We start from the raw sequence: 14,511 nt of genomic DNA on the forward strand, positions 1-14,511 counted from the left end.
CTCTGTAACGTTTTTAAACTTTTCTACCCATGAAAAACTTTTCACCTCCACCAAAGGCTTTGACTATTAGCCCTTACGAGTCGAAAGAGCTAATAAACTCTCTCGTATTCCGTTTTTTGTTTTGTTTATTGTTAAGCTTTTTTACACAGCTTGTACAAGCTCAAAGCGTAACCGCTGACATTATCCCTGACCACAGTGGAAGAGTAAGTGGCGTTAATATCAATCTCAACTGTGATACCTATTGTGTTGGGAATGCAGGGGGAGCAGGACAGGCAACTATCTATTTTGACCCTGCTCCCGAACATGCTCTAGTCAGTGTAGTAGGTTTTAGGAGAACCAATTCTCAGGGGGGGCAAATGCCCATCAATAATACCACTGATGGAAATCTTTATACGCAGGATTGGAGTTATGGTGGGGAACTAACCGCTACCTTTACTCCTGCCGCTTCGGAAATAGACGTACGGAGCAATGATTTGACTATTTCTAGCGGTGATGTGACGCCAATAGTGAATGATAATTCTCATTTTGGCGTACAATTGCTATCGTCATCTACCACACGTTTTTTTCGAATTTACAACACGGGGGTAGGAGCTTTAGGGCTTACTGGGACATCACGAGTGGCAATTACTGGAACAAATGCGGGAGACTTTTCGGTATCGACGCAACCCAATACCGACAGAATACATGGAGGAAAAAATGCCTCTTTTATTATACGGTTTACTCCTTCAGCCTTAGGAACTCGTACTGCAACAGTCACTATTGTTAATAGTGATACCAACGAGGGCACCTATACATTCAACATTGCAGGAACGGGAGTAAGTGCGTTGCCTGATATAAATATAGTAGGAAATGGCCAGGATATTCCAGATACCTACAGTGCTCCTTCAACGGATAATGATACAGACTTTGGCCCGCGGAGCATCGGTTCGGGGGCTGTTACGAAAACATTTACTATCGAAAACAAAGGTACTGGTTCATTGGACTTAAGTACAGGATCCGTAGTGTCGTTTATGGGAGATGCTGCTGCTGACTTTTCAGTAGTTACCCAACCTACTTCACCCGTTTCACCCAATAGTAGTAGAACGTTTCAGGTTGCATTTACTCCCTCAGTGGTTGGAACAAGAAATGCGACGCTGTATGTCAATAATTATTCCCCCACAGAAAACCCTTATACGTTTAGTGTCAGAGGAACAGGAACTGCTGGCTGCACCCAAGTCGCCACAGCCACCCAATCAATGTCTTGGAATGGCTCTGTCAGCAATGATTGGACAAACCCCTGCAACTGGACGCCCAATGGCGTCCCCACTCAAACCAATCCAGTTGTGATTTCTTCGACAGGTGAAGCGGTGGTCATTCCTTCGGGGACAAACGCTGCGGCCAAATCAATCAGCCTCAGTGGTGGTTTGGTCACTAAAGCTTCGCTGACCATCAGTCAAGGTTCCACACTACGTATGGGCAGTACAGAATCTACAGTGACTAAATTTAATATGGTGCAATATGCCACTGTGACCAACAATGGCCTACTTATACTCGAAACAAGCGGTGGCGGCGGTGTCAACAGTACGTTTGAAATGGGCCTTGATGACAACGTTTTCCATAACTACGGGGGAGTTGTGATCAATTCTACCAATGCAACTCCCATTCAAATTGGCAATAATAGTTCCAATCCCACCAATGCCATCTTCCACAATTACGCTTGTGCTTCTTTTACGAACTACAGCGGGGCAATGTTGCTGAATAGCGTAGGAATCTCCATTTTTAACAATGCTGGACTTTTCAGAACATTCGGAAATTTAGGCGCGGTAGGAACATTTACGAATCAAAACGGCGGCGTGGTATTTGTCGGAGGGACGTTAACTCATAATCCAATCACCACCAATAATGGATCGGTACGGATAAATGTAAACCCCACCGCTACCACGATGTTTACCTACAATGGTACTTATAATGGTACAATCGAGATTTTTACAGATGCAGGAGTCTCTAATTCAGCAGGTACGTATAATCAGGCTACCAATACGTTTACGCCTTCAAATGGTCTTCCAGCGGGGTCTGTTACTCTCTACATAAAAATAACATCGACCGCTAATAATTGCAGCTACGTTGTACCCATTATTTATCAAAACGGCTGCCCCCAAGTCGCCACTTCCACCGATAATATGACTTGGAATGGCTCGGTAAGCTCCGATTGGACAAACCCCTGTAACTGGACCCCCAATGGCGTGCCAGGAGCTGGGAATGTGGTTGTCATCCCGACTTCTAGTACTTACCCAACAATTGCGACGGGAGTCAATGCTTCGGTAAAGCAAGTATCTATGACTGGTAACAGTAGATTAACGGTAGAGACGGGGGCAAGCTTAACCGCTCAAAACAATAACAGTGGTATTTATTTAATAGGTAATGCTCAATTTATTAATAGAGGTAGCACAACAGTAACGAATACTACCGCCAGTAATCAAGGCCAATCTGCGGTTTCGTTGCCAGCCTCTACCACAACATTTGATAACTACGGCACTTTGACTCTAAACGGTAATCAAAATATTGGCCTGTATTTAGAAGGAGCCTTCAATAACAAAACGGGAGCTACACTTACTACTTCAGGCCATAGAGGGGTGAATGTAGTAGCAGGAGGGCAAATTATCAACGAAAGCAACGCGAATATCAACAGCGATAAAATTGAAGTCTCTGGTGCTGGCTCCACATTTACGAATCAGAACTGTGGCGTTATTAAAACTACGAGTGATTTTTCCATGTCGGGTAACGCTGTCTTTAATAATTATGGATATGCCAACATAGGAACGGATCTAGGGCATTACGTAGCTACGACCAATAACTATGGAGTACTTAAATATAACAGCCTAGTAGGGAGTGTGAATAATACGACTAATTCAGTTGTTGTCAATAACACTACGCCTATTTTTACGTTTGGTACTTCGTACAATGGCAATGTGAATGGCATCTTTACCAATGAAGCGGCTACAACTTCTGCGGGTACATATACCCAAGCAACCAATACGTTTACTCCATCGGGGGGATTACCTACGGGTTCACAAACGTTATACGCCAAAATTACCCCCAATACGGGAGGGTGTTTTTATGTCGTTCCATTTACCTATACGAATGCGGGTCAACCCGACTACAGCATCAGCACGTCAGGCAATAACCTCGTCATCACAGACCTAACAGGCACAGGGGAGACACTGGACATTAGCCAAAATAATAATACTAACATTCGTTTCAATGTGGCTGGCAAGAAGTTTAGCTTAAACAACGGTATTACCACCAACTTCCCTGCCGATGTACCCCTGAGTAATTTGGGAAGCATCACCGTAAACACGGCTAATGGTAATGATATTATCAACGTGGGGGCCTTCAACAGCGAGGTTCTTCCCTCGCTGACCATCAATGGCGGCACAGGCGACGACCAAGTGAATTTTAACGGAGATATTACCTTTATTACCAACGCCAACCTGGATGTGGACTTACAAAACGATGAAGCCAACCCAGGAGTTGATGCTATTACGTTTGCTATTAATTCTAATGTTTTGACACAAGGAACGGGAGCAATAACCCTCAAAGTGAGCAAAAATGCAGTTTTTAATAGTGGTAGTACCCTTGGAACCAATAATGGTAACCTCACCATAGAAGCAAACCAACAAGCAACCCCGACTACTGGCAATTTTATAGGTATTTCCATGAACAGTAGTACACAATTACAAGTGTTAGGTTCGGGACTTTTGACGGTCAAAGGTAAGGGAGGAAACGACGCCTCGGGTGGTCAGTTAGGTATTAGTTTAAACTTTGGAGGAGTAATCTACGGTGGCCACAATACCGTCACGGTAGTTGGTAACGGCGGTGCTTCGAGTGGAAATTCTAACCATGGTATTCTCATTCAGGGAAGTACGGCTAAAATAACCTCTTTAGGGGGAGCCGTAAACGTGGAAGGAACGGGAGGTGGAACGGGCACAAGCGGTACAAATGTCGGGGTAAGCATCATCCTCTCAGGCGAGATTACCTCTGCGGGAACAGGGGCAGTTACTGTCACTGGGCGCGGTGCTACACTCCCAACGGGAAACGTCAACGTAGGAGTTTCCGTACAAAATTCGGCTAAAATCACCTCCGTAGGTGGCAATGTCACTGTCAATGCTTACGGTGGAGGAACGGGTACAAGTCAATCAAGTACCGGTCTTTTCTTGCGCGAAAGCGGCGAAGTGTCAGCAGGAGGAACTGGCAGTGTAACGATCACTGGCGAAGGTAGCCAAGCCACTGGTTTCGGAAACCACGGTATGGAGCTAGAAGGCTTGATTAAATCGGCGGGAGGAGACATCACTCTCACGGGCAAACCAGGCAGTCCAAGTCCGTTTACGTATGGATTCTACATGTCAAAACAAACCTCTGCCCCTGTCTCCAGTATCACTACGGCAGTAAACGGAGGCAATATCAGTATCACTACCAATAGTTTATACATCGTTAATTCACCCGACATCCGCACCAATGCCGCAAGTTCTGTCACCTTAAAGCCCTTTACGGCGGGTACGGCTATTGATATTTCTTTTGCCCCCGATGGGACAAATGCTCCCCTTATCTTATCCGACTCTGAACTGGACAGAATTAGCACCGGAACACTCATCATCGGCGATGCTACCGCAGGAGACATCACCGTTGGAATTGGGGTAACTCGCCCTACTTCTACCAATATGCAGCTTATCAGCAGTGGAGATGTGGCTATCAGCGGCGGAGGAATTAATACGGGTGGTGGTACGTTATTACTTGACCCAGGCGCTTCGACCAAAGCAGTAAAACCTACTTTCAACGGTACCGACGTAACCGCAAGTACCCTTTCGTTTGCGAATGGTGATTTACAAATTACCCTCAATGGTACGACCCTTGGCGATGGAACGGGAAGTACCTATTCACAACTCAACGTAGCTGGCGCGGTCAATTTGACGGGGCTGAACCTTACCTTTACTGGTAGCTACACCCCCGTAGGCGGTGAAACCTTCACCATTGTAAGCAACGACGGTACAGATGCCATCGTTGGTACGTTCAATAATTTAGATCAAGGAGCGACAATCCCTAACTTTAGAGGAAGTGGCTTAACGGCAACAATTTCTTATACAGGTGGTTCGGACAACAATGATGTGGTGATAACGGTGGCATCACCAACGTTAGCCGACATCAATATCAAAGGGAATGGGTTTGACATAACTAACGGAGATACATCGCCAAGAACCGAGGATGGTACCAACTTTGGTGACATTGATATTTCCTTAACAGAACCAGTGATTCGTTCCTTCACCATCCAGAATACAGGAACGGCTGATTTGGTCATTCCAGCAAATGGCATTACAAAGTCAGGAGCTTCGGATTTTGGCATCGGACATGTGTCATTACCTCTCACCATCGCTCCTGGCGGTTCGGCTACTTTTCCTGTCATCATAGACGCTAGCGGTAATGGACAACGAACGGCAACAATCAGTATTCAAAGCAATGATGCCGACGAATCACCTTACACGTTTGACGTGCGAGCTGTTGGTGTTTCCCCCGAAATAAATATCACAGGGCTTGGTCAGAATATCCTTGACGGCGATATAACACCATCAGGGTTAGATGATACCGACTTTGGCATATTAGATGTAGCATCAGGGTCAGTGAGTCATACCTTTACGATTCAAAACGTAGCTGGGGCTTCTGGCAACCTCCAACTAAACGCAGGGGCAATCAGCGTAATCGGAACTCATTCCAGCGATTTTACGGTAAGTGCCATTACGTTGCCTGCTACAATCAGTGCGGGGCAATCTACCACCTTTGTTGTTACATTCAACCCTTCCGCACTTGGATTACGAACGGCTACAGTACGGGTTATGAACAATGATTTGGGAGAGGGGACTTACGATTTCACCGTTCAAGGTTATGGTGGAAAACCTTTTATCACTACTTGGAAAACCGACCAAGAGGTCGTTGGAAACACTTCTATCACCATTCCAACCAAAGGTACTGGCTACAATTACGACGTTGACTGGAACAATGATGGTATTTTTGATCAGTTTGGTGTGACAGGTAACGTCACTCACAATTATGATACTCCAGGTACCTATACCGTGGCCATCAGAGGGCTTTTTCCACACATTTACTTTGAAAACGATGCTGATAATAATTTAAGAATCATAGCTGTAAATCAATGGGGAGATATTGACTGGAAAAGCTTTGAGAAAGCATTTTTGGGCTGTGGGAACTTACAAATTAACGCTTCGGATACCCCTGACTTGAATGATGTGGCAGATATGAGTGATATGTTCAAGGCGATTTCTGCTATCAATCAAGATATATCGGGTTGGGATGTCAGTAACGTGACCAACATGGCGTCAATGTTTAGTGAAGTATATTCTTTCAATCAAAACATCAGTGGTTGGAATGTGAGTAATGTAACCAACATGAGTGGTATGTTTAGGGCTACAACTTTTAATCAAAACATTGGCAGTTGGGATGTAAGTAAGGTAACCAGTATGCAATTTATGTTTTTTGGAGCTACCGCCTTCGACCAGAGCTTGGCGGCTTGGGGAACGAAGCTGAAGTCTGATGTGAACTTGACAAATATGCTCGATAATTGTGGCATGAGTGTAGCCAATTACGATGCAACGTTGATTGGGTTTAACCAAGGTACCGTAACGAGTAGAAGTTTAGGGGCTGCTGGTCTCAAATATTGCACCGCCGTAGCTGATAGAGACAATCTGTTGACTACTAAAAGCTGGACAATCACGGGCGATGCACAAGATATTGCCTGCTCATCTCCCGATTACACCATCACTACTACGAGCAATACCATTGTGATTACGGATGCCAAAGGGGCAAGTGAAACGGTGGAAATAAGTGAAAACAGCGGTAAAATCCGTTTTAATGTAACGGGTAAAACGTATAGCATCGACGGCGGCCTCACCACGGCATTTACTACACCAGCCGAAGTGGCGCTTGCGAGTAAAACTAGCATTGTGATTAATACGGCAGTGGGCAATGACATCATTAACGTAGGGGCGTTTACAACACCACTTCCATCCTTGACCATCAACGGTGGTACAGGTGATGACGTAGTAAATTTCAACGGAGATATCACCTTTGCCAGCAATGCTAATTTGGAGGTGGATTTACAAAACGACGATGCTACGCCAGGGGTAGATGCCATCAACTTTGCCGTTGATGCCAATCTTGTTCTCTCAGGCACGGGCACAGCAACGCTTAAAGTAAGCAAAAACGTAACCGTCAATGCGGGCAGTAGCCTACTTACCCAAAACGGTAATTTAGTGGTAGAAGCTAACCAGCAAGCCACACCAACTACGGGCGAATTCGGGGGTATCGATGTGGATGGAGGTACGCTCAAAGTAACGGGAAGCGGCCAAGCTACCCTGAAGGGAAAAGGAGGAACGACGTTTTATAAATCGGGGATTTCGGTAAGTAACGGGGGTCGTATCGAAGGAGGTACTGCTGCAATGTCGGTGATTGGAACGGGCGGAATTGGCTCGGGGAATGAAAATATTGGGGTGTCGATAACGGGTACTAATTCTAAAATCACCTCTTCAGGTGGGAATGTTAGTGTCACGGGTCAAGGTGCAGGTGTCTCAAATGCGTATAACCAACATGGCGTTGTGGTGAAGAATGGAGGAATGATTACTGCTGGAGGAACTGGGACAGTTACGGTACAAGGAACTGGCGCAGCACAGACACAAAGTGACACGTATGGAGTTCACTTAAATGGCGGAACGATTACCTCGTCTGGGGGAAATGTAAGTGTGACGGGGCTAGGCGGTGGAAATAGTACCTCTTTTACACGTAACCATGGAATATACTTACAGAACGCTGCTTTAATCTCCGCAGGAGGAACGGGTACCGTAACGGCCAATGGTACTGGTGGAAACGGAACAAGTGGATCCCATCAAGGTATTTTTGTGATAGGAAGTGCCATTACCTCTAACGATGGCAACATCAGCCTCACAGGACAATCTGGGGGGGCGAGTGAGAGCAGTAGCAATAGAGGAATTGTATTGGAAGATGCCAGTCGTATAGCCGCAGGTGGTACAGGGTCTGTAACCATAGAAGGAACGGGCTCAAGCAGTACTGCTGGCTTTAACTACGGGGTTCAACTCGGTGATTCTAATTGTGAAATCACGACCAATAACGGAAATATCCGAATCATTGGTCGCGGTGGCCAAGGAGTTGCTAGTCCTTTTTCAAATGCAACTGGCAATACAGGAGTAGGGCTTAGTGGCAATGTCATCGCAGGAGGAACAGGCACTATTTACATTGAAGGAACGGGCGCAAGCCAATCGTTTAGTGATGGAATAGAGGTAGGTGGAGTAGTAAATACCAACGACGGGACAATAACAATTGTGGGTGTAGGTGGCGCCAATGCTTCCGCCCAGTTCGGTAGCTTAGGGGTGGATATAGACGGTACCATTACGGCTGGCAACGGAAAAGCAATTACGATTCAGGGAACGGCAGGTAGCTCAACAGGCACTAGCAACATAGGAGTGTATATACGAAGAAATATCAGTAGTACGACGGGCGGAAGCATTACCGTAACGGGTATTGAAGGCGGTAGTGGTGTTGGTATTGAAATTGAGTCACTATTTGGAGGACAGATTACTACGGCCAACGCTGGAGGGAATATTGCCTTCATTGCCAACAGTATCAATATAAAAAATACCGCAAACATCTCAACCAACACTTCAAGTACAGTTACGTTACGCCCATATACCAACGGTGTTGGCATTGACTTAGGGGCAGCAACCGACGCTCTGGGTGGCTCACTCAACCTGTCTGACGGCGAACTCGACCGCATTACGGCAGGTACGCTCCAAATCGGAAATACCAACAGCGGTGCCATTACCGTCAGTTCGGCCATCAGCCGTGCAGCAGCTACTAATGTGAACCTCACGACAGCAGGTGTGGTCAATTTGAATGCTTCGGCCTTGGCAACCAACGGGGGGAATCTTGCCATCAACGCGGCGGGAGGAATCAACCCAACAGCGGCGGGAACAGACGTCAACGTCGGAACCGCGTCGTTTACATCAGGCAATGATCTGGCCATTTCAATCAATGGCGCCACGGCCGATACAGATTACCGTCAGCTTAAAGTAGAAGGTTCGGTCAATCTTGCGGGGCTTGATTTGGTGCTTAGTGGAAGCCATGTGCCTGTGTTGGGGCAAAGTTTCGTAATAGTGAACAATGATGGAAGTGATGCGATTCAAGGAACATTCAACGGCTTACCCGAAGGCGCAACGATTGCGCCATTTTTGGGCAGTCAGTTGAACGCCCGCATCAGCTACGTAGGCGGCGATGGCAATGATGTAGTGTTAACAGCAATTGCCTCGGTAGAACTTCCCTCCAATACAGCCAATGTCACGATTTGCAAAAACGCAACCGCCTCTTTGAGCGCCACTTGCCTTGTAGGTCAAGAAACATGGTACAATGCGGCGGGTACAACCCAGCTGTTTGTGGGATCATCTTTTGTCACACCAACACTTTCGGCGAGTACGGGTTATAAAGTTCGTTGTGAATTAGCGCCTCAATTGAGTGGCTTTATAGACGTAATGGTAACAGTGGTTACTCCACCGACAATTACGCTTTCCGCTTTACAACAAACCTTGAACGAAGGCAACAACCCAGTTCTCTGCGATACCGACGGCAATCCTGAAAACAGTTTGCAGTTTACTGTTTCGGGTTTGTGTGTTTCAGGTAATCCTGTTTGGCGGGTGCAAATAGGCAGCGGTGCATGGAGCGACTGGTCAGCCAGTCCACCAGTTTCCCAGTCCTCCAATAACCAACCCCATAGTTACCAAGCGGCTTGTGATGCCAATTGCATGAGTACTTATACTTCACCGATTGAGTTAACGATTGGTGTACCTCCTGGCCCTCCCCAACAAGTAACTGTGAGTAAAACGACGGGTTGTCCAGGTGAAACCGTGACACTCTCCGCTCATTGTGGAGCTCATACCGTACGGTGGTATTCATCAGATTCACCTAATTCTGCCCTTCCAAGCTCTACCATAACGATTAGGCGCGAGATGCCTAGTTACTGGGTGAGTTGTGTGAGTTCACTTGGTTGTGAGAGTGTTAAAGTAGCAGCACCATCGATTGTTGTCAAGTCCTCACCTTCGCCATTTGGTATCACAGGGGGAGGCTATCTGGGCTGTAATAACGTTTCTGCTATTTTAACCTCTGGTTCAGAATTGAACACCTTGTACCAGTTGTACTACAATTCGTTGGGGACTAGCCAGCAAGTGAATGGGAATGGAGGCGTTTTAAGTTTTGGTATTCCGAGTTTTGGGGGCACTTATCGTGTGATCGCCAAGGATAAGACGAGTGGATGTATTACGGAGTCGAGTGGAGAAGTGGTCTACTACAATGTTAGCAAGCCGAGCAAGTTTCAAGTGACGGGTGGGGGTAGTTTGTGTGGAAGCGGAAGTGTTTCTTTGGGGCTATCCAGTTCCCAAGTAGGTGTTAATTACCAGTTGAAGCGCAATGGAGGGTTATATGGTAGCAATGTATTATCAGGGACAGGTCAGAAGTTGAGCTTTGGTTCGACGCTTGAAACGGGGACGTACACGGTAGAAGGTATATCGTCCTCGGGCTGTGTTTTGACGATGCAGAATGGGGTATTGGTGACGAATTTTCCGTGTGGTCTCCGAGTTGGGGTAGATGATTTGTTTGGGATATCTGTTGATTCATCTATTGACTCTTGGGTGAGTATCTTGGGTAATCCAGTGGGTAGCATTTTGTCGTTACGTTTCAACCAGTCGATTAATGGAGAGGTTATGGTGGTGTTGGTTGGATTGAGAGGTGAGGAGTTGTATCGGCGATCATTGTTTGATTTGGAATCTGGCCATGTGGAGGATATTTCAATGGAAGGCTATGTAGCGGGGAGTTATGTATTACGGGTTATATCCTCTGAACATAGGCAAGATTTCAAGATTAGTAAATTGGCTAGATAGGTGTGTGGATAATTATTACCCAAGGGGAAATACTGGTTCAGAATCCAGTCGAAAGATGGGGTAGGCGCAGCGCGAACAGCAGTTACCGACAGCAAGGGTCAAGCCGTACAAACGGCGTTGACGGACGCATCAGGTCGTGAAGTGTTGCGTCGGATGTTTGTACCCGAAACCAACACACACCAAGAGGAGTTTGAGGTGAGCGAGTTACCGACGGGAATGTATTTCTTAAAAGTTTCGAGCTTAGAAAAACAAACTACTTTGAAAGTGGTGAAGGTAAATTAAGGATTGATTATCAATTTTTGACCCTGTTTTAGTGACACTCACTCAAAACAGGGTCAAAAATTGTACAATAACGATATAAAATAAGCAATTAACTAAGATTTGGGTTGGGGAAATGAATCGCGTTCTGCTATATTTGCCCGACATTTTATATAAATAATCAACTAAATCTTTTAACCTACGCATGAATAGTATCGTTTACCTTGTCCCAGCTTTTGGGGCTATTGGGCTTCTGTACACCGCTTGGCGTTTCAACTGGGTTGCCAACCAGCCAGCTGGAGACGACAACATGAAAAAGCTATCAGGCTACATTGCCGATGGCGCCATCGCTTTCTTGAAAGCTGAATGGAAAATTTTGGCCTATTTCGCCATTCCCACTGCCTTAATTTTGGCATATCTGGGTAGCCAAACCGAAGCCAATGGCATCGAAATTCACTCTTCTCCACTTATCGCGGTTGCGTTTTTGATTGGAGCGGTGTTCTCAGCTACGGCGGGTTACATCGGTATGAAAGTGGCCACCAAAGCCAATGTTCGTACGGCACAGGCGGCGCGTACCTCGCTCGCCAAAGCGCTCAACGTATCTTTTACGGGTGGCTCAGTAATGGGGATGGGAGTTGCAGGCTTGGCCGTTTTAGGGTTAAGTGGTCTGTTTATCGTATTTTATCAAATGTTTGCCGCTGGCCAACCGCTTACTTCGGTCGAAATGAAAAAAGTAATCGAAGTCTTGGCTGGTTTTTCGCTAGGTGCTGAATCTATCGCGTTGTTTGCGCGGGTAGGTGGTGGTATTTACACCAAAGCTGCCGACGTAGGTGCTGACCTTGTAGGAAAAGTAGAAGCAGGTATTCCTGAAGACGATGTTCGTAACCCAGCAACCATCGCCGACAACGTAGGTGACAACGTGGGTGACGTAGCAGGTATGGGTGCTGACTTGTTTGGTTCGTACGTAGCTACTATTTTGGCAACCATGGTGTTGGGTCAAGAAATCAACGTGACTGATAACTACGGTGGCTTCTCACCAGTCCTTCTTCCGATGTTGATTGCTGGGGTTGGATTGTTGGCATCGTTGGTATCTACATTCTTTGTTCGTATCAGCAACGAAAACGCTTCAGTACAAAATGCTTTAAACATTGGCAACTGGGCATCAATTGGTATCACATTTGTCGCTTCGTATTTCCTTGTAAAAAATATTTTACCTGAAAGCCTTGTTCTCCGTGGATTTGAGTTCACTTCTGATGGCGTATTTTACTCTATCGTGGTAGGCTTAATTGTAGGCGCATTGATGTCGTATATTACCGAATATTATACGGCTATGGGCAAACGTCCTGTTAACTCAATCATCGAAAAATCAGGCACTGGGCACGCAACCAACATCATCGGTGGTTTGGCTGTTGGGATGGAATCTACGGTATTGCCTATTATCGTTTTGGCGGCGGGTATTATTTTGTCTTATAAATTCGCTGGTTTATACGGTGTGTCTATTGCAGCAGCAGGTATGATGGCAACCACTGCGATGCAGTTGGCGATTGATGCTTTCGGGCCTATCGCTGACAACGCGGGTGGTATTGCTGAAATGTCTCAATTGCCTTCGGAAGTACGTGGCCGTACCGACAACTTGGATGCAGTAGGTAACACTACCGCGGCTACAGGTAAAGGATTTGCGATTGCTTCTGCAGCGTTGACTTCATTGGCATTATTTGCGGCTTTTGTAGGAATCGCGGGTATTACACAAATTGATATTTACAAAGCTGACGTACTGGCAGGCTTGTTTGTAGGTGGGATGATTCCGTTCATTTTCAGCGCATTGTGTATTTCGGCTGTGGGAAAAGCTGCCATGGAAATGGTAAATGAAGTTCGCCGCCAGTTCCGCGAAATACCTGGCATTATGGAGTACAAAACGGAACCAGAGTACGAAAAATGCGTAGCTATTTCAACCGAAGCTTCAATTAAACAAATGATTTTACCAGGAGCGATTGCTTTGATTACACCTGTGCTTGTAGGTTTTACTATGGGGCCTGAAGTATTAGGAGGTTTATTGGCAGGTGTGACAGTTTCAGGCGTATTGATGGGAATGTTCCAATCAAACGCAGGTGGTGCCTGGGATAATGCAAAAAAATCGTTTGAAAAAGGTGTAGTAATCAACGGAGAAACTTTCTACAAAAAGTCAGAACCTCACAAAGCATCAGTGACTGGAGACACTGTAGGTGATCCATTCAAAGACACTTCTGGCCCTTCAATGAACATCTTGATCAAGTTAATGTCTATCGTATCGCTGGTCATTGCTCCTTACATTGCAGTGAATGGCGGTCACGAGCATAGCGCAACGAAAGAAACGAACAAAGTAAGTTTCAGTACAAACCACCAAAGCAAGCACATTCACCAAAGCATCGGCGCTTGGTCAAATTGCTGCAAAATAGTTAGAGTACTCCTGTAATTAAAAATAGCCGCCTCAAAAGCAATTTTGGGGCGGCTATTTTTATATTCTCAATAATAGTTTTAAAGGCTCAAGTGTAAAATTTGTGGAGCAACTTAGATTACGCCTATAACTACGTTAGACGATACAGGAAAAATTCTAAGTTTCTTACCCCTCTGAATGCTTTGATTTTGGTACGGTCCTTCGCACGGTTAAAAGACTCGGCAGAAACATTGGTACTTCGGTTATCAAAGTAATTAAGGATAGTCTCATAGTAGTTTTGGATAGAACGCGCCACCGTATTGAAGGCTTTAAAGCCGGATTGCCGCACCTTCTCATGCCACTTGGCCAGTCTGGCCAATCCATAAAGTTTATCAGTAGTATTCTCAAAAATATGGCTCAAGGCCATCGTTAACTCATAGGCTTTTTTCAAATCAGGATAGCGCTCAAAAAGCAATTCTGCTCTTTGTTTTTGATTTTCTGTCCAATCTTTCTCCTTTTTGTAGAGCACGCGCGCTAATAATTGTTTAAGGGTATCTCCATTAGCGAGAACTTCAGCATGGTAAGGTTGTTGACTGATTTTAGCTTGTTCTATGGCTTCATTTTCGGCATCTATGGCCTGCCATCGGTGTTGAATGCGAAGTTCTTGCAGGGCATCCATCGCCAGTTTTTGAACATGAAAGCGGTCTGTGACTCTGGCCGCTTTAGGAAAACACCGTTTGGCAATAAGTTCCATATTACCCGCCATATCCAACGTTATCCGCTTCGGCCTTTAGATTTGTGCGATGTAAAAATTCCAAGAAAATCATAACTTGGAATACTCTCAAACTGAGAGTA

General features: G+C 45.7%; 4 protein-coding genes. 3 read left to right on the plus strand and 1 reads right to left on the minus strand.

Annotation, left to right across the window (positions count from 1 at the left end):
- Nucleotides 1-29: 29 nt before the first annotated feature.
- From AC23P2_RS12235 to AC23P2_RS12245, 3 genes are all read left to right on the plus strand, one after another.
- Nucleotides 30-10,985 (plus strand): choice-of-anchor D domain-containing protein, encoded by a 10,956-nt coding sequence (locus tag AC23P2_RS12235; RefSeq protein ID WP_487773458.1) that lies wholly within the window; start codon nucleotides 30-32, stop codon nucleotides 10,983-10,985.
- A gap of 42 nt (nucleotides 10,986-11,027) precedes the next feature.
- A complete protein-coding gene (locus AC23P2_RS12240) occupies nucleotides 11,028-11,267 on the plus strand; it encodes a T9SS type A sorting domain-containing protein (protein WP_487773466.1) in 240 nt (79 codons plus the stop codon).
- A gap of 181 nt (nucleotides 11,268-11,448) precedes the next feature.
- Nucleotides 11,449-13,695 carry a sodium-translocating pyrophosphatase gene (locus AC23P2_RS12245; RefSeq protein ID WP_487773459.1) on the plus strand — a complete coding sequence of 749 codons (2,247 nt, stop codon included), beginning with the start codon at nucleotides 11,449-11,451 and terminating at the stop codon, nucleotides 13,693-13,695.
- Between the two features lie 112 nt (nucleotides 13,696-13,807).
- On the opposite strand, the gene AC23P2_RS12250 is transcribed toward AC23P2_RS12245, so the two are convergent.
- On the minus strand, nucleotides 13,808-14,428 hold the full coding sequence (locus tag AC23P2_RS12250) for an ISAon1 family transposase (RefSeq protein WP_487773460.1): 621 nt from the start codon (nucleotides 14,426-14,428) through the stop codon (nucleotides 13,808-13,810).
- Nucleotides 14,429-14,511 lie beyond the last annotated feature (83 nt).

It is taken from the genome of Runella sp. R0.1_18, from assembly GCF_057652155.1.

Coding starts and splice junctions, on each gene's coding strand:
- AC23P2_RS12235 (WP_487773458.1), top strand. CDS start 30: ATGAAAAACTTTTCACCTCCACCAAAGGCTTTGACTATTAGCCCTTAC.
- AC23P2_RS12245 (WP_487773459.1), top strand. CDS start 11,449: ATGAATAGTATCGTTTACCTTGTCCCAGCTTTTGGGGCTATTGGGCTT.